Origin of the sequence: Streptomyces fagopyri, assembly GCF_009498275.1 — a bacterium.
Taxonomy (GTDB): Bacteria; Actinomycetota; Actinomycetes; order Streptomycetales; family Streptomycetaceae; genus Streptomyces; species Streptomyces fagopyri.
The window spans coordinates 3,157,825-3,180,955 of sequence record NZ_CP045643.1 but is presented as its reverse complement, the minus strand read 5'-3'; the positions used below and the strand labels follow the sequence as shown (position 1 = coordinate 3,180,955).

The 23,131-nt window shown below is 71.8% G+C and carries 18 protein-coding genes and 1 pseudogene; 15 read left to right on the top strand and 4 right to left on the bottom strand.

The genetic code is table 11. From position 1 onward, the window contains the following. The first annotated feature begins 54 nt into the window (after positions 1-54). Genes GFH48_RS13500 through GFH48_RS13485 form a run of 4 tightly spaced genes read left to right on the top strand, consistent with a single transcriptional unit; the run spans position 55 to position 3,730 of the window. Positions 55-957 carry an ABC transporter ATP-binding protein gene (locus GFH48_RS13500; RefSeq protein ID WP_194280578.1) on the top strand — a complete coding sequence of 301 codons (903 nt, stop codon included), beginning with the start codon at positions 55-57 and terminating at the stop codon, positions 955-957. Continuing rightward, positions 954-1,823 carry an ABC transporter permease gene (locus tag GFH48_RS13495; RefSeq protein ID WP_153288510.1) on the top strand — a complete coding sequence of 290 codons (870 nt, stop codon included), beginning with the start codon at positions 954-956 and terminating at the stop codon, positions 1,821-1,823. Before GFH48_RS13500 ends, GFH48_RS13495 begins: the two co-directional genes overlap by 4 nt. A gap of 25 nt (positions 1,824-1,848) precedes the next feature. Beyond that, positions 1,849-3,099 (top strand): sensor histidine kinase, encoded by a 1,251-nt coding sequence (locus GFH48_RS13490; protein WP_153288509.1) that lies wholly within the window; start codon positions 1,849-1,851, stop codon positions 3,097-3,099. Then, a complete protein-coding gene (locus GFH48_RS13485) occupies positions 3,092-3,730 on the top strand; it encodes a response regulator (protein ID WP_153288508.1) in 639 nt (212 codons plus the stop codon). The genes GFH48_RS13490 and GFH48_RS13485 overlap by 8 nt, the downstream gene beginning before the upstream one ends. A gap of 51 nt (positions 3,731-3,781) precedes the next feature. On the opposite strand, the gene glgX is transcribed toward GFH48_RS13485, so the two are convergent. Beyond that, a complete protein-coding gene (glgX, locus tag GFH48_RS13480) occupies positions 3,782-6,127 on the bottom strand; it encodes a glycogen debranching protein GlgX (RefSeq protein WP_153288507.1) in 2,346 nt (781 codons plus the stop codon). A gap of 208 nt (positions 6,128-6,335) precedes the next feature. Here glgX and GFH48_RS13475 point away from each other — a divergent pair, with 208 nt between their 5' ends. The 8 genes and pseudogenes from GFH48_RS13475 to GFH48_RS13440 all read left to right on the top strand — a co-directional run. Continuing rightward, a complete protein-coding gene (locus GFH48_RS13475; RefSeq protein ID WP_153288506.1) occupies positions 6,336-7,553 on the top strand; it encodes a L,D-transpeptidase in 1,218 nt (405 codons plus the stop codon). Between the two features lie 288 nt (positions 7,554-7,841). Then, positions 7,842-9,092: a L,D-transpeptidase gene (locus tag GFH48_RS13470; protein ID WP_153288505.1), complete on the top strand. Its 1,251-nt coding sequence runs from the start codon at positions 7,842-7,844 to the stop codon at positions 9,090-9,092. An 88-nt stretch (positions 9,093-9,180) separates the two neighbouring features. Continuing rightward, a complete protein-coding gene (locus GFH48_RS13465; protein ID WP_153288504.1) occupies positions 9,181-9,948 on the top strand; it encodes an enoyl-CoA hydratase/isomerase family protein in 768 nt (255 codons plus the stop codon). A gap of 310 nt (positions 9,949-10,258) precedes the next feature. Then, positions 10,259-10,762 carry an ATP-binding protein gene (locus GFH48_RS13460; protein ID WP_194280577.1) on the top strand — a complete coding sequence of 168 codons (504 nt, stop codon included), beginning with the start codon at positions 10,259-10,261 and terminating at the stop codon, positions 10,760-10,762. A gap of 311 nt (positions 10,763-11,073) precedes the next feature. Beyond that, positions 11,074-11,937, top strand: coding sequence for a polysaccharide deacetylase family protein (locus tag GFH48_RS13455; protein WP_153288502.1), 864 nt, complete (start codon positions 11,074-11,076; stop codon positions 11,935-11,937). After that, positions 11,937-13,118 carry a YncE family protein gene (locus tag GFH48_RS13450; protein WP_153288501.1) on the top strand — a complete coding sequence of 394 codons (1,182 nt, stop codon included), beginning with the start codon at positions 11,937-11,939 and terminating at the stop codon, positions 13,116-13,118. The genes GFH48_RS13455 and GFH48_RS13450 overlap by 1 nt, the downstream gene beginning before the upstream one ends. 633 nt (positions 13,119-13,751) lie before the next feature. Beyond that, the gene (locus GFH48_RS13445) at positions 13,752-13,964 is read left to right on the top strand and encodes an EF-hand domain-containing protein (protein WP_148010556.1); all 213 of its coding nucleotides are present in this window, start codon (positions 13,752-13,754) and stop codon (positions 13,962-13,964) included. 142 nt (positions 13,965-14,106) lie between these two features. Continuing rightward, positions 14,107-14,790 (top strand): annotated as a pseudogene (locus GFH48_RS13440) (NADPH-dependent F420 reductase); the annotation flags it as partial. Positions 14,791-14,827: 37 nt separating this feature from the next. Here the strand turns inward: GFH48_RS13440 and GFH48_RS13435 are convergent. Further along, positions 14,828-15,451, bottom strand: a complete 624-nt coding sequence (locus GFH48_RS13435; protein ID WP_153288499.1) for a glycoside hydrolase family 25 protein — start codon at positions 15,449-15,451, stop codon at positions 14,828-14,830. A 591-nt stretch (positions 15,452-16,042) separates the two neighbouring features. On the opposite strand from GFH48_RS13435, the gene GFH48_RS13430 reads away from it, so the two are divergent. The 3 genes from GFH48_RS13430 to GFH48_RS13420 all read left to right on the top strand — a co-directional run bounded on the left by GFH48_RS13430 (position 16,043) and on the right by GFH48_RS13420 (position 20,291). After that, complete coding sequence (locus tag GFH48_RS13430; protein WP_153288498.1) at positions 16,043-17,239, top strand: MAB_1171c family putative transporter; 1,197 nt, start codon at positions 16,043-16,045, stop codon at positions 17,237-17,239. Between the two features lie 500 nt (positions 17,240-17,739). Then, complete coding sequence (locus tag GFH48_RS13425) at positions 17,740-19,134, top strand: FAD-dependent oxidoreductase (RefSeq protein ID WP_153288497.1); 1,395 nt, start codon at positions 17,740-17,742, stop codon at positions 19,132-19,134. 167 nt (positions 19,135-19,301) lie between these two features. Then, positions 19,302-20,291, top strand: coding sequence for a polyprenyl synthetase family protein (locus GFH48_RS13420; RefSeq protein WP_153288496.1), 990 nt, complete (start codon positions 19,302-19,304; stop codon positions 20,289-20,291). Positions 20,292-20,397: 106 nt separating this feature from the next. Here the strand turns inward: GFH48_RS13420 and GFH48_RS13415 are convergent, their stop codons facing one another. After that, positions 20,398-21,765: an L-serine ammonia-lyase gene (locus GFH48_RS13415; RefSeq protein ID WP_153288495.1), complete on the bottom strand. Its 1,368-nt coding sequence runs from the start codon at positions 21,763-21,765 to the stop codon at positions 20,398-20,400. Between the two features lie 100 nt (positions 21,766-21,865). Beyond that, entirely contained in the window at positions 21,866-23,128 is a 1,263-nt protein-coding gene (glyA, locus tag GFH48_RS13410) for a serine hydroxymethyltransferase (RefSeq protein WP_153288494.1), read from the bottom strand. Positions 23,129-23,131: the final 3 nt, after the last annotated feature.

Genomic DNA, 23,131 nt, shown 5'->3' with positions numbered 1-23,131 from the left:
CTTCGAGCGCGATGGACGATGTGGCGGCCCCGGTCCCGGCGGGATGCTCGGGGCATGTCAGTCATCGAAGTCGGCGCACTGCGCAAGTCCTACGGCGGGCGGGCCGTCGTCGACGGTGTCTCCTTCGCCGTCGAGGAGGGTGAGATCTTCGGGATCCTCGGCCCCAACGGCGCCGGCAAGACCACCACCGTCGAGTGCGTCGAGGGTCTGCGGATCCCCGACGCGGGCCGGGTGAGGGTCACCGGGCTCGACCCCGTCGCCGACCACGAGGCCGTCAGCCGGGTCCTGGGCGCCCAGCTCCAGGAGAGCGAACTGCAGGCCAAGCTCACGGTGCGCGAGGCGCTGGAGCTGTACGCCGCCTTCTACCCGCGCCCCGCCGACTGGCGTCCGCTCGCCGAGCGGCTCGGACTGACCGAGCGGCTCGGCACCCGGTTCGGGAAACTCAGCGGGGGCCAGAAACAGCGGCTGTTCATCGCGCTCGCCCTGGTCGGCGACCCGCGGGTGGTCGTGCTGGACGAGCTGACCACCGGGCTGGACCCGCGGGCCCGTCGTGACACCTGGGAGCTCATCGAGGACGTCCGGGCCGGCGGGGTCACCGTCCTGCTGGTCACCCACTTCATGGAGGAGGCGCAGCGGCTGTGCGACCGGATCGCGGTCGTCGACCGGGGGCGTGTGGCCGCGCTCGACACCCCCGCCGGACTGATCCGGCGCGCGACGCGTTCCACCGTCATCAGCTTCACGCCCTCGGCGCCGCTGGACGAGCGGGAGGTCGCCGCACTGCCCCGCCTCGCCTCCGTCGTGCACCAGGACGGCCGGATCACGCTCGGCGGCACCGACGAGACGGTCGACGCCGTCCTCACCCTGCTCGCCCGCCGCCGCATCACCGCCCATCAACTCCGCGTCACCGACGCCACGTTGGACGACGCCTTCCTCGATCTGACGGGAGCGGAATCATGAGCACGACGAACAGGGCGAGCGCGACGACGGACCCGACCGCCGCGGCCACGGGGGTCGCCACGACCACGGGGGTCGCCACGACCACGGGGGTCGGCACGGCCACGGGGGTCGCCACGACCACGAGGCGTACGACGGCCGTGGCGGTGCTGCGGACCGAGGCCCGTCTCTTCCGCCGCGAACCGGGCTCCCTCTTCTGGGTGATGGCCTTCCCCACCCTGCTTCTGGTGATCCTCGGCTCGATCCCCTCCTTCCGTACGGCGGACGACGCGCTCGGCGGTATCCGGCTGGTCGACGCGTACGTCCCCGTGACCGTGCTCATCGCGATGCTCATGGCAGGGGTGCAGGCCATGCCGCCGGTGATCACCGGCTATCGCGAACGCGGCGTCCTGCGGCGGATGTCGACCACCCCGGTCCGCCCGGCCGCCCTCCTGTCGGCGCAGATGGGCCTGCACGGGGCGGCGGCGCTGCTCTCCGCGCTGCTGTCGCTCGCGGTCGGCCGTCTGGCCTTCGACGTCACCCTGCCGCGTCAGGAACCCGGATACGCCGTCGCCCTGCTGTTGGCCGTCGCGAGCTCCCTCGCCCTCGGCGCCCTCGTCTCGGCACTCTCCGGCACCTCGAAGATCGCGAATGCCGTGGGCTCCGCGGTGTTCTTCCCGATGATGTTCTGCGCGGGGGTCTGGCTGCCGGTGCAGTCCATGCCCCACGCGCTCGCCCGGGTCGTCGAGGCCACACCGTTCGGCGCCGCGGCACGGGCGCTGGGCCAGGCGGCGGCGGGCGACTGGCCGGGCTGGTCCCACCTCGGCGTCCTCGTCGCGTGGACCGTGCTGCTGTCGGGCGCCGCCGCGCGCTGGTTCCGCTGGGAGTAGGGGAGGGGCCGTGCAGACTGGGGACATGAACGCCGCGGACCGGCAGCTCGAACGATGGCAGGACCAGTTCCACACCTGGGGCCCCTGCGGGCTGCTCGCCGTGGGCACCCTCCTCGCGGTCACGACCAGCGACCTGACCGGGGGAACGGCGGCGTGGTGCGCGACCGGGGCGCTGGTCGCCGCCGCGGTGGTGCTCCAGCTGTGGCACGGGCCCCGGCGGGGCCGCCGTACCCCGTCCCGGCGCGGGATCGTCTACTACGCCCTGCGCTGGGCGATCGCCTTCGCCCTCACCTGGCTGAACCCGTTCTTCGCGTTCTACGCCGTCGCCGGCTACTTCGACGCCGACGAGGTGATCCCCGGAACGCGCCAGCAGCGGCTCGGGGTGTTCGCCACCTCCGTCATGGTGGCGGGCTCGCAGTCCGGCGGCATGCCGATCCGCGGCGCGACCCAGTGGGCGGTGTTCGCCGGACTCCTGGCCGCCAACAACGCGCTGCTGCTGGTAGGCACCCGGATCGCCCTGCAGGAGGAGCAGCGCTCCCGGGACCGCGCCGTCACCATCACCGAACTCGAACGCACCAATACCGCGTTGCAGCAGGCCCTCGACGAGAACGCCGCCCTGCACGCCCAACTCCTCGTACAGGCACGGGAGGCGGGCGTCGCCGACGAACGGCGCAGGCTGGCGGCCGAGATCCACGACACCATCGCGCAGGGCCTGACCGGCATCATCACCCAGCTCCAGGTCGTCGCGAACACCCCCGACCCCGGGACCGCCCGCGAACACCTCGGGCGTGCCTCGGACCTGGCCCGCCAGAGCCTCGGCGAGGCCCGCCGCTCCGTGCACAACCTCGCCCCGGTCGCCCTGGAGCACGACGGACTCCCGGAGGCGCTGGACAAGACGGTCGCGGAATGGGGCCGGCGTACCGGCGTACGGTCGGAGTTCACGCTCACCGGCACGGCGGAGCACCTGCACGCAGAGGTGTCGGCGACCCTGCTGCGCATCGCCCAGGAGGCCCTGTCGAACGCGTCGCGCCACGCCCGTGCCGCCCGCCTCGGCGTCACCCTCTCCTTCATGGGGGACGAGGTGACCCTGGACGTACGCGACGACGGCCGCGGCTTCGATCCGGTGGCCGTCCCCGCACGCACCGGCGGCGGCGGCTTCGGGCTCGACGGCATGCGGGCCCGCGCCCAGCGCATCGCCGGCTCGCTCACCGTCGAGTCGGAGCCCGGGCAGGGTACGGCGGTGTCGGCTCGCGTACCGTTGGTCCGCCATGAGTGACGACCCGATCACCCTTCTCATCGTCGACGACCATCCCGTCGTACGGGACGGCCTGCGCGGCATGTTCGAGTCCGCGCCGGGGTTCACGGTCCTCGGTGAGGCGGCCGACGGGGTGGCGGCGCTCGCGCTGGCGGGTGCCCTGGACCCGGACGTCGTCCTGATGGACCTGCGCATGCCGGGCGGCGACGGTGTGGCCGCCATCGCGGAACTCACGCGCCGCGGTGCCCGTGCCCGGGTCCTCGTGCTGACCACCTACGACACCGACTCCGACACGCTGCCCGCGATCGAGGCGGGCGCGACGGGCTATCTGCTCAAGGACGCCCCGCGGGACGAGCTCTTCACCGCGGTGCGCGCGGCGGCCGAGGGCCGCACGGTGCTCTCCCCGGCGGTGGCCTCCCGGCTGGTCTCGGCCGTACGCACCCCCACGACCGCGCAGGACTCCCTCTCGGCGCGTGAGCGCGAGGTGCTGGCGCTGGTCGCCAAGGGCACGTCGAACCGCGAGATCGCCCGCGCCCTGTTCATCAGCGAGGCCACGGTCAAGACCCACCTCACCCACCTGTACGCCAAGCTGGGCGTCAACGACCGGGCGGCCGCGGTGGCGGTGGGCTACGACCGGGGCATTCTCGGCTGAGGGCCCTCCCGCGGCCCCGGCGGACGCCCCGCCCCGCTCACGCCGCCCGCGTCACGACACCACCCGCAGCAGCAGCACCGCCCGGGCCGGCACCGTGATCGTCGCCCCCGCGCGGTGGACCACCCCCGGCGACGCGCCCTGCTCCTCCGCCGAGGTGTCGACCACGACCTCGTAGCGCCGGGCCCACGGCGGGCCCGGCAGCACGAAGCCCGTCGGCCGGTCCCCGGCGTGCAGCACCGCGAGGAAGCTGTCGTCCACCACCGGCGCCCCCCGGGCGTCCCGCCCGGGGATGTCCCGCCCCGACAGATACATGCCCAGCGTCCCGGCGGGCGCGTACCAGTCGCGTTCCGTCATCTCCGCCCCGCGCGCGGTGAACCACGCCAGGTCCCGCAGCCCGTCCACGGAGTGCGCCCGGCCCGAGAAGAACGCCCGCCGCCGCAACACCGGATGCCGGTGCCGCAGCGCGATCAGCCGTGCCGTCAGATCGAACAGGGCCCGCCAGCCCGGTTCCTCCAGCAGACTCCAGTCGATCCAGCTGATCTCGTTGTCCTGGCAGTACGCGTTGTTGCTGCCGCGCTGCGTCCGCCCGAACTCGTCCCCGGCGACGAGCATCGGCACCCCGGTGGACAGCAGCAGCGTGGTCAGCAGGTTCCGCAACTGCCGCCGCCGCAGGGCCCGGACGCGCTCCTCGTCCGTCTCCCCCTCCACCCCGCAGTTCCAGGCCCGGTTGTCGTCCGTGCCGTCCCGGTTCCCCTCCCCGTTGGCCTCGTTGTGCTTGCGCTCGTAGGAGACCAGGTCCCGCAGGGTGAAACCGTCGTGCGCGGTCACGAAGTTCACGGACGCGTACGGCCGCCGTCCGCCCCACGCGTACAGGTCGCTCGACCCCGACAGCCGGTAGCCCAGATCCCGTACGTCCGGCAGCGCCCCCCGCCAGAAGTCCCGCACCGCGTTGCGGTACCGGTCGTTCCACTCCGTCCACAGCGGCGGGAAGGCCCCCACCTGGTAGCCGCCGGACCCGACGTCCCACGGCTCCGCGATGAGCTTCACGCGCCGCAGCACCGGATCCTGCGCGATGACGGCCAGGAACGGCGACAGCATGTCCACGTCGTGCATGGAACGGGCCAGCGCCGCCGCCAGATCGAAACGGAAGCCGTCCACCCCCATCTCCGTCACCCAGTACCGCAGCGAGTCCGTGATCAGCCGCAGTACGTGCGGCTGCACCACGTGCAGCGTGTTCCCGCACCCCGTGTAGTCCGCGTACCGCCGGGCGTCCGACTGGAGCCGGTAGTACCCCCGGTTGTCGATACCGCGCAGCGACAGCATCGGCCCCAGCTCACCCGCCTCGGCCGTGTGGTTGTAGACCACGTCGAGGATCACCTCGATGCCCGCCGCGTGCAGCGCCCGCACCATCCGCTTGAACTCGCCGACCTGCCCGCCCGTCGTCCCCGCGGCGGCGTAGCCCGCGTGAGGGGCGAAGTAGCCGATCGAGTTGTAGCCCCAGTAGTTCTTCAGACCCCGGCGCAGCAGATGGTCCTCGTGCGCGAACTGATGCACCGGCAGCAGCTCCACGGCCGTGACACCGAGCGTGACCAGGTGCTCGATCGCCGCGGGGTGCGCCAGCCCGGCGTAGGTGCCGCGCAACTCCTCGGGAATCCCCGGGTGCAGGCGGGTGAAACCCCGTACATGCAGCTCGTAGATGACCGAGTCCGCCCACGGGGTCTTCGGGCGGTGGTCGTCCGACCAGTCGTCGTCGTCCTGGACGACGACGCCCTTGGGGACGTACGGCGCCGAGTCCCGGTCGTCCCGCACGGTGTCCGCGACCTGCTGCTGCGGCCAGTCGCGGACATGTCCGTAGACCTCCGGCGGCAGGCTGAAGTCGCCGTCCACGGCGCGGGCGTACGGGTCGAGGAGCAGCTTCGCCGGGTTCCAGCGGGCGCCGGTCCACGGGTCCCAGCGGCCGTGCACGCGATAGCCGTAGCGGCGGCCGGGCAGCACGCCGGGGACGAAGCCGTGCCAGATCTCGTGCGTCAGCTCGGTGAGCGGGACCCGGGTCTCGTGGGTCACGCCGTCCCGCTCGTCGAAGAGGCAGAGGTCGACGGCCTCCGCCCCGCCCGCCCAGAGCGCGAAGTTGGTGCCCGCCACGCCGTCCGGACCGACCCGGAAGCGGGCCCCGAGCGGGGTCGGCGCTCCGGGCCACACGGCCACCGCGGGAGCCGGGCGCCGGGACCCGTTCGCCAGGGGTGCGGGCAGCACACCGTCGGGCAGACGCTTCTCGCGCACACCGCTCCCGGGCGCGTCCCGTTCCCGTACACCGCCCTCGGTCGCGCGTCCCTCCCGCGCTTCGCCGTCCGGGGCGCGCCCCTCCTGCACTGCCTCCTGCTCGGCTGCGCTCGACACCGTTCAGCCTCCCGCGGCTCGGTGGGCGGCCCGAAGAGGAGCGCACGGCGTCCCGGCCGCGGCTCCTCCTCGCGTCGTCCTCCCCACTGTTCTGCCCAGAGCTTGCCTCGCACTCACGTTTCCCCGGAGGTGCGCGGTCGTTGGGCCCCCTGTACCGCATTTCCAGAGGGCGATCCCCTGCCCCCGGCCGGAAGGACACGAGGTTCGCGTGAGGCATACGACATGGGGCCCCCGGCGCGCGGGGGCCGCGCTGGCCGCCGCACTGACCTGGGCCGGACTGCTGGCCGGAGCCGCCGGGTGCACCTCGGGCACCATGGACGAGGTGCTCGGCAAACCCCCCGCCGCCGAGGACGTCATCCAGGTGTCCCCGGCCGACAACAGCAAGAACGTACGACCGCGGCAGGAGCTGCGGGTACGGGTGGCGGACGGCCGGCTGGAGTCCGTGCAGGTCGTCAAGGACCAGGACGCACAGGAGTCCGCGGTGCCCGGACACCTCTCCGCCGACGGCCTGACCTGGCGGCCCGACAGCCCCCGGCTCGCCCTGGGCGCCAGGTACGCCGTGGACGTGGTGGCCCTCGACGGGCACGGGAGGCGTACGGCGCGGCACACGACGTTCACCACGTACGTCCCCGGGGAACGGTTCATCGGCTACGCGACGCCGGAGAACCGTTCCACCGTCGGCACCGGAATGATCGTCTCACTGGAGTTCAACCGGGAGATCAGCGACCGGGCCGCCGTCGAGCGCGCGATCCACGTGGAGGCCAGCCCCGCGGTCGAGATCCGCCCGCACTGGTTCGGCAAGGACCGTCTCGACTTCCGGCCCGAGAAGTACTGGAAACCGGGGACCGAGGTGACGGTCGACCTGCGACTGCGCGACGTGGAAGGAGCGCCGGGCGTCTACGGACTCCAGTCCAGGACCACCACCTTCACCGTCGGCCGCAGCCAGGTCTCGCTCGTCGACGCCGCCGACCACACCATGGAGGTCCGCCGCGACGGCGACCTCCTCACCACGGTGCCGATCACCGCCGGCTCCCCCGAGACCACGACCTACAACGGGAAGATGGTCGTCATGGAGATGCTGGAGATGACCCGGATGAACAGCCGCACGGTCGGGTTCGGCGGGGAGTACGACATCCCCGACGTCCCGCACGCGATGCGCCTCACCGACTCCGGGACCTTCCTGCACGGCAACTACTGGTCGGGCGACGTCTTCGGCTCCACGAACGTCAGCCACGGCTGCGTCGGTCTGCGGGACGTGAAGGGCGGCGGCTCCGACACCCCCGCGGGCTGGTTCTTCGACCGCAGTCTGATCGGCGACGTCGTCGAGGTCGTCCACAGCAAGGACAAGAAGGTCGCTCCCGACAACGGCCTCGGGGGATGGAACATGGGCTGGACGAAGTGGAAGGCGGGCGGCGCGGCGACGTGACCGCGGCGGGCGGACGCCCGGGTACGGACGGGCGGACGCCGGGGCGCGGGCGGACGGGCACCGGGCGAGGCGCGAGCGGGCGGGGGGCGAGGGGACGGGCATCGGGCGAGGCGCGAGCGGGCGGGGGGACAGGCCGGAACCCAGCCCGCCCCCACACGGCCGAAGTTGGGACTGAACAGTGACAGTCCCGGGGATCCATCGCTTCTGACCGTGTGATTAATTTGCGCGATACGCGCGGGGACGCGCCGGGGTGCGGGCCTGATCAGGCCGTGCGAGGGGAGAACGAACGTGAACGGGCGACCGATATCGGGGACGTCGGTGGGTGCGCGGACCCGGGGGAGCAAGGGAGTCCTGGCCCTGCTGCTGGGTGTGCTGCTGCTCGCCGTGACCGCCTGCGGTGGTGGAGGGAGCTCGGAATCCGGCTCCGGCGAGAGCAAGGGCAAGGGAGCCGGCGGCTCCGGGAAGGCGGACACCAAGGCCTCGCAGGCCGTGGTGACCATCGCCCCGAAGGACGGCAGCGGCGGTGTGGCCACCAGCGGTGCCCTCAAGGTGACCGCGGCCAAGGGCAAGCTGACCGAGGTGAAGGTCGAGGACACCAAGGGCAAGGCGGTGGACGGGGAGATAACCGGCGGAGGGGCCAGCTGGACGCCGGCGACCCACCTCGCCGCCGCCACGAAGTACAAGGTCCACGCGGTGGCCAAGGACGCCGACGGCCGTGAGGCGGCCGAGGAGTCCGCGTTCACCACGCTGACTCCGAAGAACACCTTCGTCGGGCTGTTCACGCCCGAGGACGGTTCCAAGGTCGGCGTCGGAATGCCCTTCTCGGTCCGCTTCACCCGGGGCATCACGCACCCCGGGGACGTCGAGAAGGCGATCACCGTCAAGACCGAGCCGGCCGTGGACGTCCAGGGCCACTGGTTCGGCAACGACCGCCTCGACTTCCGTCCCGAGCAGTACTGGAAGGCCGGGACGAAGGTCACCGTCACCCTGGATCTCGACGGCGTCGAGGGCCGGCCCGGTGTCTACGGCAAGCAGACCAAGACGGTGTCGTTCACGATCGGCCGCAGCCAGGTCTCCACCGTCGACGCGAAGACCCACAAGATGGTCGTCCGGCGTGACGGCAAGGTCATCAAGACCATCCCGATCACCACGGGCAAGCCGGGCTACGACACCTGGAACGGCCAGATGGTGATCAGCGAGCAGCTCCGGGTGACCCGGATGAACGGCGAGACGGTCGGCTACGGCGGCGAGTACGACATCAAGGACGTGCCGGACGCCCAGCGCCTGACCGACTCCGGCACCTTCATCCACGGCAACTACTGGGGCGGCGACGCCTTCGGCAACTACAACGCCAGCCACGGCTGCGTGGGCCTGCGCGACGTCCGCGGCGGAGGCGACCGCAGTGCTCCCGCCGCCTGGTTCTTCGACCACTCGATCACCGGTGACGTGGTGGTCGTCAAGCGCTCCCACGACCGTACGGTCGCTCCGGACAACGGCCTGAACGGCTGGAACATGTCCTGGGAGAAGTGGACCGCCTGACGGTTCGTCCCGTCCTCGGCAACGGGCCCGGTGTGCTGTGACCCAGCACACCGGGCCCGTTGTCGTTAGCGCGCGTTAACCTGCCTGCATGACTGTGCATCTCGAAGTGGCCGAAGGCGTCGGCACCCTCCGCCTGGACCGCCCTCCCATGAACGCGCTGGACGTCGCCACGCAGGACCGTCTCAAGGAGCTCGCCGAGGAGGTCACCCGGCGCACGGACGTACGCGCCGTGGTCATCCACGGCGGGGAGAAGGTGTTCGCGGCGGGCGCGGACATCAAGGAGATGCAGGCCATGGACCACGCGGCGATGATCGTCAGGTCCCGGGCCCTGCAGGACTCCTTCAGCGCCGTGGCCCGCATCCCCAAGCCCGTCGTCGCGGCCGTCACCGGGTACGCGCTCGGCGGTGGCTGCGAGTTGGCGCTCTGCGCGGACTTCCGCATCGCCGCGGACGACGCCAGGTTCGGGCAGCCGGAGATCCTCCTCGGTCTGATCCCGGGCGCCGGCGGCACCCAGCGCCTCTCCCGGCTGATCGGACCCTCCAGGGCGAAGGACCTCATCTTCACGGGCCGGATGGTGAAGGCCGACGAGGCGCTCTCGCTCGGGCTGGTGGACCGGATCGTCCCCGCCGCCGAGGTGTACACCCAGGCGCACACGTGGGCCGCGAAGCTGGCTCAGGGACCCGCGATCGCGCTGCGCGCGGCGAAGGAGTCGATCGACACCGGTCTGGAGACGGACCTGGAGACCGGCCTCGCGGTGGAACGGAACTGGTTCGCGGGCCTGTTCGCGACGGAGGACCGTGAGCGGGGGATGCGCAGCTTCGTCGAGGAGGGGCCGGGCAAGGCGAAGTTCCTCTGACCGGACGCGTCCGCCTCCGCGGAAATTCACCCGTCAAGTTCGGTTGATCCACTTGCAGTTGACTCGGTGTCTTACCCGGTGTCCCCCGAAGGGCTGGATTATGCGGTCCTTAAGGCAGCCTTAAGGCTGCCTTGCGGGGGACTCTCGGCGATTGCCCCCCGAGGTGGTGTCATGGCAGGTGGGACGGGCTGCGGCGAGCTCCGAACTGCCCCTGGCATATGCCGATCGGATGGTGCGGAATGAGAGCTTCCGGGGGGTGTATTCCTCCGGAACGGCCCCCGGGCGTGCTCTGGGCGGCCATGATGGGGGCATGGCGGGGCTGGAGGGTATGGAACAGCCGCGGCGGCACGTGAGTGCGACCGCGGCGCGCTGGTCGCCTGCGGTCGAGGACGAACGGGCGTTGAAGGCGCTCGAGTTGTTCGGCAACCCGACGGAGGCGGAGGTGCCGCTGCCGTCCCGCCCCGAATCCGCGGCCACCGCACGCCGGCTCACCCAGGTCGTGGTCCTGCGCCAATGGGGACTCTCCCCGAAGATGACCGAGGACGCCGTGCTGCTCGTGTCCGAACTCGTCGGCAACGCCGTCCGGCACACGGGCGCCCGAGTCTTCGGACTGCGGATGCGGCGGCGCCGGGGCTGGATCCGCGTGGAGGTCCGCGACCCCTCCCGGGGGCTGCCCTGTCTGATGCCGGTCCAGGAGATGGACCTCAGCGGCCGCGGCCTCTTCCTCGTCGACAAGCTCTCCGACCGCTGGGGCGTCGACCTCCTGCCCCGCGGCAAGACGACCTGGTTCGAGATGCGCGTCGCCGACCGCTGACCGGGTAAGGACGCCGGGGACCACCGGACCTTCGCCCGCGCCTTCGCCCACGGCCTTGTCCGCGCACCCACTCGCGCCCTTGTCCGCGCACCCACTCGCGCCCCTGTCCGCGCACCCACTCGCGGCCTCGTCCGCGCACCCACTCGCGGCCTCGTCCGCGCACCCACTCGCGTCTGCGTCCGCGCACCCACTCACGTACTCGTCCGCGTACCGTCCGTGCCCCCGTTCCCGGCGCGGACCCGAGCCGCGCGCCGCGACCCGCACCCCGCCTATCGGTCCAATCGCCGGATTTCTTACCGAAGCGCCCTTAAATGGTGCGAGTGACCACGCCCGCCCGTCCCCCTCAGCACTCCACCGAAGAGAGCGTCACGCGTGCCGCGCCGGACCGGCGTTCGGCGCTGCGTTCGGGTGTCGCACTCGCCGCCGGGACCCTCGCCGCCGGGACGCTCACCGCCGGCTGCGCCACGACCGGCGCCGCCGCCCACCCGCCCGCCGCGTCCCGCGCGTCCGGCACACAGCCGCCCGCACACCGGGCCGCGCCGGCCGCCGCACCCGCGCCCCGGCGGTTCCCGCAGCAGCCCGCCGAGATCACCCACGGCCCCCGCGACCGCCCCCGGGTCGCCCTCACCTTCCACGGTCAGGGCGACCCGGCCGTGGCCAGGACGCTGCTCGGCGAGGCCGAGAGGAACGGAGCCCGGGTCACCGTGCTCGTGGTCGGGACCTGGCTGGACGAACACCCCGACCTGGCCCGGCGCATCCTCGACGGCGGCCACGACCTCGGCAACCACACCCTGCGCCATCTCGACATCAACGCGATGTCCGAGGCGGACGCGGACGCGGAGATCAGGGGCTGCGGGGAGCGACTGCGCCGGCTGACCGGATCCATCGGCACCTGGTTCCGGCCCTCCCGCACCCCCCGCGCCTCCCCTGCCGTCGAACGGCTCGCCCGCGGCGCGGGCTACCCGCACGTCCTCTCGTACGACCTCGACTCGCTCGACTACACCTCGCCGGGCGCCCCCGCCGTCACCCGCCAGGTTCTCGGCGGGATCCGCAACGGGTCCGTGGTGAGCATGCACTTCGGGTACGCGGACACGGTCGCCGCGCTCCCCGCCGTCCTGGAAGAACTCGGCCGTCGCGGTCTGCGCGCGGTCACCACCACGGAGCTGCTGAGCTGATGCACCGCAACCGCAACCACCTCCAGCGCGCCCTGATCGCGGGCGCCGTGCTCGCCGCCCTCGCGGGCTGCGACGGCGGGTCGAAGGACCACGCGAACCAGACTCACGGCACTCAGGCCGCCGTCCGGCCGGCCCTGCCGAAGAAGCCGGACGGCCTGCCCGGCATGCCTCCCGTGCTCGACCCGAAGGACGTCTACGCCGCCGACCGCGCGAACCGGCTGTCCCCGGTCGTCAAGGACTTCCCGTCCCGCGTCTACGTGCCCAACACCAACTCCAACACCGTCTCCGTCATCGACCCGGAGACGTACAAGGTCATCAAGACGATCCGGGTCGGGGTCCAGCCCCAGCACGTCGTGCCCTCCTGGGACATGAAGACGCTCTGGGTCAACAACGACCGGGGCAACTCGCTCACGCCCATCGACCCGAGGACCGGCAAGGCCGGAAAGTCCGTCGACGTGCACGACCCCTACAACCTGTACTTCACGCCGAACGGCAAGTACGCCATCGTCATGGCCTCCCTCGACCGCGAGCTGGTCTTCCGCGACGCGCACACCATGGAGCGCAGGAAGACCGAACCGGTCGAGTGCTACGGCGTCAACCACGCCGACTTCTCGCCCGACGGCCGCTACTTCATCGTGTCGTGCGAGTTCAGCGGTGAGCTGCTCAAGGTCGACACCGAGAAGATGAAGGTCGTCGCGCACCAGAAGCTGCCCTTCCGCGGCGCCATGCCGCAGGACGTGAAGATCTCCCCGGACGGAAAGAAGTTCTACGTCGCCGACATGGTGGCCGACGGGGTGTGGGTCCTGGACGGGGACACGTTCGGCAAGCCGACGCTGCTGCCCACCGGCAAGGGCTGCCACGGCCTGTACGTCAGCCGTGACTCCCGGGAGATGTACATCTCCAACCGGGGCGAGGGAACGATCTCCGTCTTCGACTTCGCCCAGGACAGGCTGACCAAGAAGTGGCGCCTGCCGAACGGCGGCAGCCCCGACATGGGCGGTGTCTCGGCCGACGGCAGGGTTCTGTGGCTGTCCGGGCGCTACAACTCCGAGGTGTACGCCATCGACACGCGCTCCGGTAAGCAGCTGGCCCGCATCCCGGTCGGCAGCGGGCCGCACGGCCTGGCCGTCTACCCGCAGCCGGGCCGCTACTCGCTCGGCCACACCGGCATCTTCCGCTGACCCCCGGGCCCCATGGGGCCGGATCTCCGCGCCCGCGGACGGGACCGGACAGGACCGCACCGGGGCGAGGGGTGGGCCCGCGGGCGACCCGTGCCACGATCCCCGGCACCGGCGCGGCGGCCGGCAGCAGGTCGACCGTGCCGTGGGAGCGCCCCGTACGGTCCATGAACGCGGCCAGGAACCGGGGATTCACGGCCGCGGCGAGCGGGTCGCAGCCGACCGTGGCCGGCGTCCCGCGCACCCACCGGGGGTCCTCGTCGGTGAAGACGACGGAGTGCGCCGTGAAGGCGAGGACACCGGCGTCCCTGTGGGAGTGCCGCGCTACGACGGTGGTGGAGCCGTCGGCCGGGGGAAGGCGCCGCGGGCCGTCGCGTCCGGAATGCCGCGCGGAGTGTCGCCCGTTCCCTTACCCTTCCCGCCCGTTGGGCCGCCACCCGCCGGAGGCCCGGACCCACCGGCGCGATCGACGACGGCGTCCGCGTCCTGGGCGGGTGCCCCCGGCCGGAGGAGCGGCGAACCCCGCCCGCGCGCGGCGGGGAGTGCGCGTGGGTGGTCGCCGCACCGCGGGGCCGGGCCGCCCGTTAATCTGACCTCCGTACACACGGCAGTAATGCACTACGAAGGGGCGGATCGGTGGCGGACATCGAGGAAGCACGCAAGCAGTTCGAGCGGATCGATACGGATGGTGACGGTTTCATCACCGCGGCCGAGTTCAAGAGCGCCCTCGCCCAGGGCGGCGACTGGAACGTCACCGAGTCGGTGGCGGAGGCCGTCATCGCCACCCGCGACCTCAACGGCGACAAGGTCCTCTCGTTCGACGAGTTCTGGACCCACCTGAACAAGTGACGCACGCGCGGGGGCGTCCACCGGTGAACCGGCGGGCGCCCCTTCGTCATGCGCCGGGGAGGGGGCGTAACCACCCGAGTGCCCTACGCCCTGGAATAGCCTCCCCCGCCGCGGGGTTGACGCTCGCCATCAGGAGTATCAACCACTGAAGGGCCTGGCACTCATGAAGATCGGCATCATCGGCGCGGGCAACATCGGCGGCAACCTCACCCGGCGGCTGACCGCCCTCGGACACGACGTCTCCGTCGCGAACTCCCGCGGCCCCCAGACCCTGACCGCGCTGGCCGAGGAGACCGGGGCGACGCCCGTCACGGTCGGGGAGGCGGCGCGCGGTGCCGAGGTGGTCGTGGTCACGGTCCCGCTGAAGGCGGTGCCCGACCTGCCGTCCGGTCTGCTGGACGGTGCGGCGGACGGGGTCGCCGTCATCGACACCGGCAACTACTACCCGCAGCAGCGGGACGGCAGGATCGCCGCGATCGAGGACGGCGGGCTGACCGAGAGCCGCTGGACGTCCCAGCAGATCGGCCATCCCGTCGTGAAGGCGTTCAACGGCACGTACGCGCAGGACATCCTGGACCGGCACCGCCCGGCGGGCGACCCCGACCGCATGGCCCTTCCGGTGGCCGGCGACGACGACGCCGCCAAGCGGGTCGTACGGGACCTCGTCGACGCACTCGGCTTCGACACGGTCGACGCGGGAGGCATCGACGAATCCTGGCGGCAGCAGCCCGGCACCCCGGTGTACGGCCTCCAGAAGGGCCTCGACGCGGTGACCGAGGCGCTGGCGGAGGCGTCCGAGGAGCGTCCCGCGGACTTCCGCGGCTGACGTTCACAGCCCTTGGACGCCCGCCGTCCGGCGCCGGTCAGCCGACGCCGGACGGCGTACTCGTCTCCGGACCGCCGCCGGATTGCGGCCGGGCCCCGGCCGGTCGGTCGACCGCGGCCCACTCGCGCAGCGCCGCCTTGCTGGAGAACTGCGCGACGTCCTTGTCCAGGGGGCTGTCGGTGTACTGATGGAAGCGCCAACGGGCCTTGACGCGGGGCTCGCCCGCGGTCACGTAGTCGGCGATCCACAGACCGTCTCCCGCGTACGAGGTGGTGTCGACGGTGAGCCAGAAGTTGCGGTTCGTGTAGAGCAGGACCCGGTGGTCCGGCCTCAGTTCCTTCACCTTGCGCACGAAGCGGTCCTTCTCCGCGTTGCTGGCGTGGGTGCCGTCACCGGTGGTCTCCCAGTCGACGGCGAGCAGGTCACCGGCCTTCTCCGGGGCCTTGCCGACGAAGTACTCGGCCTGGGCCGTGATGTCGCCGGGCCACAGGAAGTGGTAGAAACCGACGACGCAGCCGGCGTCGCGGGCCGTCTTCACCTGGGCGGTGAGCTTCGGATTGACGTACGAACGGCCCTCGGTCGCCTTGATGAAGACGAAGGAGAGCCCGTCGGTGGAGTAGGCGGACGACTGGTAGGCGCTGACGTCGATGCCGCGGAGCATGGGCGACTCCTCCGTGCGTGTGGGGGGTGGGTGCGAGCGATTGTGCCCCTGTGCGCGGGGTGGATTCCGGGTTTCACGGTCTTGTGACCTCTCCGAGTGACGTTCCCCCGCGTCGCCCGCTTACCCTCGAACGACCGGCCGACGACCGGTGGGCGCAGATCGGTGCAAGTCGTTTTTGATCGGCACTTCGGGCCCCGCAGCTTGTTGCGCCGGGCAGAGCCTGATGTGGCCGAAGGGGTATCTCGTTTGGCATATTTGCGGGCAGGGTGAGGCTCGGCGGATTCCGGGCCACGGGCGCCCACGCAAAGGTTCGCGGGGAGAACGGTGCGTACAGGCAGAGCCAGGGAAATGCTCGAAGGGGAGTCCGCGCACGGTACCGCCACGGTCCTGCGGCCCGAACCGCCCGAACCGCCCGAACTTCCTGAACTTCCTGAACTTCCCGAGCGGGACGGCGTGGTCGCCGACCGGCGGGCGGTGACGCGGCCGCGGATCGGGCTCGAAGGGAAGGCCGGCCCCCCCGCCGGGAACCGGACCCGGAGCGCCGGCCGGATCACCCCGTCACCGGGACAACTCCGGTCCAGGGCCTGAGCCGTGGGCGCCTCGGCCTACTACATACCCGCGCTGGCCCTGTGGGCCGGCCTCGGCTCGAAACTGCCCGAGCTGGTGAGATCCTGGCGCGATCCGCTGGTCCGATGGGTGTGCTGGGTGATCTTCCTGGGAGGCGCCGGGTTCGCCTTCGCCGCCCCGCCCACCGTCGCCGCCGTGAACAGGACGAGCGGCGTCCCGAACCTCGCCGCTCTTCTCGTCTACACCGTCGTCAGCGCCTACAGCGCCTCCTGTCTGGTGCTCATCCTGCACTGGCGCGGAGGTCCGGCCGGCCACGTGCGCCGTCTCGCGCGGCGCTGGCAGACCGGCTATGCCGTCGTGATCGTCCTGTTGATCCTTCTGTTCGTCCTGGGGGACGCCCCTGTCGAGCGGCGGACGGACCTCGACACGTACTACGCCGGCGTGCCGTGGATCGGGCAGATGATCGTGCTGTATCTGCTCGGCCACATGACCGCGGCGGTCGCCACCACGGTGCTGTGCTGGCGCTGGGCGCTGCGGGTGGACGGCTGGCTGCGGGCCGGGCTGTGGCTGCTCGTGGCCGGCTGGCTGCTCAATCTGTCCTTCAGCACACTGAAGCTGACCGCCGTGGCGGCACGGTGGACCGGCCGGAACTGGGACGTGCTGAGTACCGTCCTGGCGCCCGGCCTCGTGGGCCTGGCCGCCACCGTCGCCACCGTCGGCTTCACACTGCCGCTGTACGGCCCGCGACTGGTCGCCCTCTGGCGCGAGGTGACGACCTGGAGGCGGCTCGGCCCTCTGTGGCGTGAACTCGGCAGTGCCTCGCCCGGCGTGCCGCTCGCCGCGCCGATCCCCTGGTACTCGTCCTGCGCCATGCGCCTCACCCAGCGTGAGACCGGCATCCAGGACGGCCTGAACCTGGTCCGCCCGCACCTCGACGACCGGGTCCGCTCCCACGCGCAGACCACGGCCCGGGCCGCGGGGTACGGCACCGAGGACGCCTTCCGGGTCGGCCTCGCGGCGATGATCGCCGCGGCGGTCCGCTCCCACCGCGACGACGTGCCCGCCCCCCGGGTGGCCGTCGCGCGGAACACCGTGGCCTTCGCGTCGCGGGCCACCCTGGTGGGTGTGGCGTGTGCGTTGCGCACGTCCCCCGTCGTCGCGGCGGCCCGCGTCGCCGCCGTGGCCCCCGTGGCGGCGGACGACGAGAGAACCGCCCTGTGAACCCAGGCCCCGACCCCTCCACCGCTCCACGCTTCATGTCGCCGACAGCCGCGTCGTGTTCCGCGTGCCCGGCGCACCGCTCCGGCCGGCCGCCGGGCTGAAGCTGTCGGGGCCGGGCCGTCGCGGGAATCCGGGTGCTGGGCCCCCGCGTTCATGAGCCCGAGCCGGCCGCGGGAGGCGTGCGGCGTGGCCCGCACCGGTCCGGTCCAAGTCCGGTCCGGTCCAGTCCAGTTCGGTCCACTCCGGTCCGGTCCAGTTCGTTTCGGTGCAGTTGGGTACGGTTCTGATCGTCGGGGCGGCGATCGTGGCGGAAGCACCCTCACGCCGTCGGACGGTGACGCGTGGTGAGAGTGCCCGCGGGAGATCGAACCGCCCCTCATCCGGGAAGCCTTCGGCTGGACACGTCCATCGCACCGACGCGGCGGTGGCCCGCGACAACCGGCCGGCCGGCCGGACCCGGACCACTCCGCTCACCACCGCGACAGAAGAGAGATCCGTACATGCCCGACAGATCAGCTCCCCGCCGCACCGCCGTGGTCATCGGAGGGGGCATGACGGGCATGCTCGCGGCGGCCGTGCTCGCCGACCACGCCGACGTCACGCTCGTCGAGCGCGACGTCCTGCCGGACGGTCCGCGTCCCCGCAAGGGGCTGCCGCAGGCCCGGCACGCCCACGTGTTGTGGTCCGGCGGGGTCAAGGCCATCGAGGAACTCCTGCCGGGTGTCGTCGGCCAACTCGTCGGCCAGGGAGCCCGGACCGGCCGCATCATGACCGACCTGGTGTCCAAAGCCCCGTCGGGGCAGTGGTTCCGTCGCTTCGATCACGCCCGCCACGTCAATCTCCTGTGCAGCCGCGATCTGCTCGACGCCGTGATCCGCGCCAGGGTGCTGGAGGACCAGCGGATCTCCCTGCGGCAGCAAACCGAACTGCTGTCCCTGGAAGGCGACGACAGACGCGTGACCGGAGTCCGCATACGCGCGGGGGACACCCACAGCAGCATCGCCGCCGACCTGGTCATCGACGCGAGCGGCCGTGGCAGCCGCGCCCCCGGCTGGCTGCGGAGCCTCGGCCTCCCCCCGGTGGCCGAGCGCACGGTCGACGCGGGTGTCGGATACGCAAGCCGCATCTACCGCGCTCCGGGCACGACCGCCGCCGGTTTCCCGATCGTCAATGTCCAGGTCGACCCCCGCCAGAACCCCGGCAGGGGCGGCATCATCACCCCCATCGAAGGCGGCCGCTGGCTGGTCACGCTCGCCGGAACCCGCGGCGGCCGGCCCAGCGGCGACAACGAGCGGTTCGTTCCCTTCGCGCTCGAACTGCCGCACCCCGTCATCGGTGAACTCCTCGCCGGCGCCGAGCCGGAGACGGACGTCGTCACCACCCGCAGCACGGCCAACAAACGGCGCTACTACGAGAAGGCCGCCCGCTGGCCCGAGGGCTTCGCCGTGCTCGGCGAGGCCGTCGCCGGCTTCAACCCCGTCTACGGTCACGGACTGAGCGCCGCCGCACAGAGCGTCGTCGCCCTGCGCGGTGTCCTGAGACGGCGGGACCTCCGCGCCCCCGGCACGTCCCGGCGCATCCAGCGGGCCGCGGCCCGCCCGGTCGAGAACGCGTGGAGCCTGGCCGTGGGCCAGGACGTGTTCTATCCGGGCGCCAGTGACCAGCCCCCCACCCGGCTCGAGAGGAACCTCGCCGCCTTCGTCGACAGGGCCGTCGACGCCGGCTCACGCAACCCCCGCGCCCTCCGCATCCTGCTGGACGTGATGAGCATGGAGAAACCGCCCGCCCGGCTGCTCATGCCCGACATGCTCGCCCTGGTCTACCTCGGCCGGAAGAAGGCTCCCCTGGAAGGCCCGCCCCTGACGGAGCACGAGCGCGCGGCCGCCACCGCCTGAAGTCGTTCCCGTCCGGCCACCGTCACCCGTTCCCTGCCCAGGAGGCGCCGGACGCCTCGGCGCCCGGAGGCACCGGACGTCTCGACGCCCGGTCCGCCCGCGATATGCCCATAAATATGCCCATGAATGTATCCGGTCATTCCCAGCAGAGAAACACGGAACATCACATGAACACCGCGCCCTATCTGGATCTCCATCGGGAATTCTCCTCGGAGATAGAGGCGGAAATAGAAGCGATCCTGGACGGGCTCGGCCCGTCGGCGGATTCCGTCAGGGGCGTCGTCACCGGACTTCTGCGCCACCAGCAGATGAAGTACCCCCTGTCGGTGCTGCCGCTGATCGTGCACGGCGTCGAGACGGGCGACCCCGGACCCGCCGTCCCGCTGTCCGCCGTGCACGTGCTGTGGTGGACCTCGGCCTGTTATCTGGACGATCTGTCGGACGGGCACGGCGCGCACACGCCCGCCGGTCTCACCCCGCACGAGGCGCTCCTGGCGGCCGTCGTCACGGGACACGTGCTGTCCCTGAGGGCGATCGGCTCGCGGCGGATCCCGGAGCCGGTCCGCGGCGCTCTGACGGAGGAGGTCCTCGGCTGCGGGATCACCGCCGCCCAAGGACAGCTGGGCGACATGCGCGCGGACGCGGGCGACGCGTCCCGGAACTCGGTCGTCACGGCGTACCGGGGGAAGTCCGGCGCCCCCTTCGGCATGATCACGGCGATGGCCGCGATACTGGCGGGCGCCGAGGCCGGGCGGACGGATCTGTGGCGGGAGTTCGGCTCGGTGTTCGGAGTGCTGTGGCAGATGTTCAACGACCAGGAGGACATCGTCTCCGAACGGAACGAAGACCTGCTGAACGGCACGGTGACCTATCTTTTCGCCTGCGCGCTGGAAGACGCGGCACCCGATGCCAGGCACCGCCTCCTGGACCTGCGCGAGGCCGCGAGAACATCCGCCGCGTCACGATCGGCCCTGGCCGGCCTCCTCCTCGCCCCCGCCGTTCTCGACCGCCACGAGAACGGCATCCACCACTTCCGTGACGAGGCGCACCGCATCCTCGGCGAGCTGGGCGGTGACGAGTGCCACCTGTCGGTTCTCCGGCAGCTCGTGGACCAGACGTCCCGGCCGCTGCTGCGGCCGGCGAGTGCCCCTGGATGATCCCCGCCGCCGACGTGCCGCAGCGGGCGCGGCCCGAGCGGACCCGGCCGGTCCCCGACGGGACCGGCGGCGCGGAAGGACGACCGCGCGGGTGAGGGCCTGTCCCTCAGCACTCGATGATGTTGACCGCCAGCCCGCCCCGCGCCGTCTCCTTGTACTTGACGCTCATGTCGGCGCCGGTCTCCTTCATGGTCTTGATGACCTTGTCGAGGGACACCTTGTGGGAGCCGTCGCCGCGCATCGCCATCTTCGCGGCGGTGACCGCCTTGACCGCGGCCATGCCGTTGCGCTCGATGCAGGGGATCTGGACCAGGCCGCCGACCGGGTCGCAGGTGAGACCGAGGTTGTGCTCCATGCCGATCTCCGCGGCGTTCTCGACCTGCTCGGGGGAGCCGCCCAGCACCTCGGCGAGGGCGCCCGCCGCCATCGAGCAGGCGGAGCCGACCTCGCCCTGGCAGCCGACCTCGGCGCCCGAGATGGACGCGTTCTCCTTGAAGAGCATGCCGATCGCGCCCGCGGCCAGCAGGAAGCGGACCACGCCGTCCTCGTCCGCGCCGGGGACGAAGTTGATGTAGTAGTGCAGCACAGCGGGGATGATGCCCGCGGCCCCGTTGGTGGGGGCGGTGACGACCCGGCCGCCCGCCGCGTTCTCCTCGTTGACCGCCATCGCGTAGAGGGTGATCCACTCCATCGCGTGGGCCAGCGGGTCGCCCTCGGCGCGCAGCTGGCGGGCCGAGACGGCGGCGCGGCGGCGCACCCGCAGGCCGCCGGGCAGGATGCCCTCGCGGGACATGCCGCGCGAGACGCACGCCTGCATCACGCGCCAGATGGCGAGCAGACCCTCGCGGATCTCCTCCTCGGTGCGCCAGGCCCGTTCGTTCTCCAGCATCAGCGCCGAGATCGACAGCCCGGTCTCCTTGGTCAGCCGCAGCAGCTCGTCGCCCGTGCGGAAGGCGTACTTCAGGACGGTGTCGTCCAGCTTGATGCGGTCCTCGCCCACCGCGTCCTCGTCGACCACGAAGCCGCCGCCGACGGAGTAGTACGTCTTCTCCAGCACGAGTTCGCCGGAGGCGCCGTACGCGAAGATCGTCATGCCGTTCGCGTGGTACGGGAGCGCCTTGCGCCGGTGCAGGACCAGGTCGTCGTCGAAGGAGAAGGGGATCTCCCGCTCGCCGAGCAGACTGATGCGGCCGGAGGCCTTGATCTCCTCGACGCGGTCGTCTGCGCCCTCCACGTCCACGGTCCGCGGCGAGGCGCCCTCCAGACCGAGCAGCACCGCCTTGGGGGTGCCGTGCCCGTGCCCGGTCGCGCCCAGTGAGCCGTACAGCTCGGCCCGGACGGAGGCCACGGCGGGCAGCAGGTCCTCGTTGCGCAGCCGGTGGGCGAACATCCGTGCCGCGCGCATCGGGCCCACCGTGTGGGAGCTGGACGGGCCTATGCCGATCGAGAACAGGTCGAAGACCGAGATGGCCACGGGAACTCCTAGCAAGCGGGGTGGTGCATGGGGTGGGCGCCGCACACAGCTGTGCTTCCAGTGTGCGCGGCGCCCCGAAGAATCGTACGTTCCGCGCGAACTACTTCAGGCCGGGGTACAGCGGGTGCTTGTCGGCCAGAGCGGACACCCGGGCCTTGAGGGCGTCCGCGTCGTAGGACGGCTTCAGCGTCTCGGCGATGATGTCCGCGACCTCGGTGAAGTCCTCGGCCTGGAAGCCGCGGGTGGCGAGGGCGGGCGTGCCGATGCGCAGTCCCGAGGTCACCATCGGGGGTCGCGGGTCATTCGGGATCGCGTTCCGGTTGACCGTGATGCCGACCTCGTGCAGCCGGTCCTCGGCCTGCTGTCCGTCCAGCTCGGAGTTGCGCAGGTCGACCAGGACCAGGTGCACCTCCGTGCCGCCCGACAGGACCGAGACACCGTGCTCGGTGACGTCGGCCCGCACCAGGCGCTCGGCGAGGATCCGCGCGCCGTCGAGCGTGCGCTGCTGGCGCTCCTTGAAGTCGTCGGTGGCGGCGACCTTGAAGGAGACGGCCTTCGCGGCGATCACGTGCTCCAGGGGACCGCCCTGCTGGCCGGGGAAGACCGCGGAGTTGATCTTCTTGGCCAGTTCGGCGGTGGAGAGGATCACGCCACCGCGCGGGCCGCCCAGCGTCTTGTGGGTGGTCGTGGTGACGACGTGGGCGTGCGGCACCGGGTTCGGGTGCAGCCCCGCGGCGACCAGGCCGGCGAAGTGCGCCATGTCGACCATCAGGTACGCGCCGACCTCGTCCGCGATCCGGCGGAAGGCGGCGAAGTCGAGCTGCCGGGGGTAGGCGGACCAGCCGGCGACGATCAGCTTCGGCCTGGACTCCTTGGCGAGGCGCTCGACCTCGGCCATGTCGACCTGACCCGACTCCTCGTCCACGTGGTACGCGACCACGTTGTAGAGCTTGCCGGAAAAGTTGATCTTCATGCCGTGGGTCAGGTGCCCGCCGTGCGCGAGGTTCAGGCCCATGATCGTGTCGCCCGGCTTGAGCAGCGCGAACATCGCGGCCGCGTTGGCCTGGGCGCCCGAGTGCGGCTGCACGTTCGCGTGCTCGGCGCCGAACAGCGCCTTGACGCGGTCGATGGCGATCTGCTCGACGACGTCGACGTGCTCGCAGCCGCCGTAGTAGCGGCGGCCCGGGTAGCCCTCGGCGTACTTGTTGGTCAGGACCGAGCCCTGGGCCTCCATGACCGCGACCGGAGCGAAGTTCTCCGAGGCGATCATCTCCAGGGTGGACTGCTGGCGGTGCAGCTCGGCGTCGACGGCGGCCGCGACGTCCGGGTCCAGCTCGTGAAGGGGCGTGTTCAGAAGCGACATGCG

What these genes read in the sequence shown, in the direction of transcription:
- GFH48_RS13495 (WP_153288510.1), top strand. Translation starts at nt 954, where the DNA reads ATGAGCACGACGAACAGGGCGAGCGCGACGACGGACCCGACCGCCGCG.
- GFH48_RS13500 (WP_194280578.1), top strand. Translation starts at nt 55, where the DNA reads ATGTCAGTCATCGAAGTCGGCGCACTGCGCAAGTCCTACGGCGGGCGG.
- GFH48_RS13490 (WP_153288509.1), top strand. Translation starts at nt 1,849, where the DNA reads ATGAACGCCGCGGACCGGCAGCTCGAACGATGGCAGGACCAGTTCCAC.
- GFH48_RS13450 (WP_153288501.1), top strand. Translation starts at nt 11,937, where the DNA reads ATGCACCGCAACCGCAACCACCTCCAGCGCGCCCTGATCGCGGGCGCC.
- GFH48_RS13425 (WP_153288497.1), top strand. Translation starts at nt 17,740, where the DNA reads ATGCCCGACAGATCAGCTCCCCGCCGCACCGCCGTGGTCATCGGAGGG.
- GFH48_RS13465 (WP_153288504.1), top strand. Translation starts at nt 9,181, where the DNA reads ATGACTGTGCATCTCGAAGTGGCCGAAGGCGTCGGCACCCTCCGCCTG.
- GFH48_RS13460 (WP_194280577.1), top strand. Translation starts at nt 10,259, where the DNA reads ATGGCGGGGCTGGAGGGTATGGAACAGCCGCGGCGGCACGTGAGTGCG.
- GFH48_RS13435 (WP_153288499.1), bottom strand. Translation starts at nt 15,451, where the DNA reads ATGCTCCGCGGCATCGACGTCAGCGCCTACCAGTCGTCCGCCTACTCC.
- glyA (WP_153288494.1), bottom strand. Translation starts at nt 23,128, where the DNA reads ATGTCGCTTCTGAACACGCCCCTTCACGAGCTGGACCCGGACGTCGCG.
- GFH48_RS13420 (WP_153288496.1), top strand. Translation starts at nt 19,302, where the DNA reads ATGAACACCGCGCCCTATCTGGATCTCCATCGGGAATTCTCCTCGGAG.
- GFH48_RS13455 (WP_153288502.1), top strand. Translation starts at nt 11,074, where the DNA reads ATGGTGCGAGTGACCACGCCCGCCCGTCCCCCTCAGCACTCCACCGAA.
- GFH48_RS13485 (WP_153288508.1), top strand. Translation starts at nt 3,092, where the DNA reads ATGAGTGACGACCCGATCACCCTTCTCATCGTCGACGACCATCCCGTC.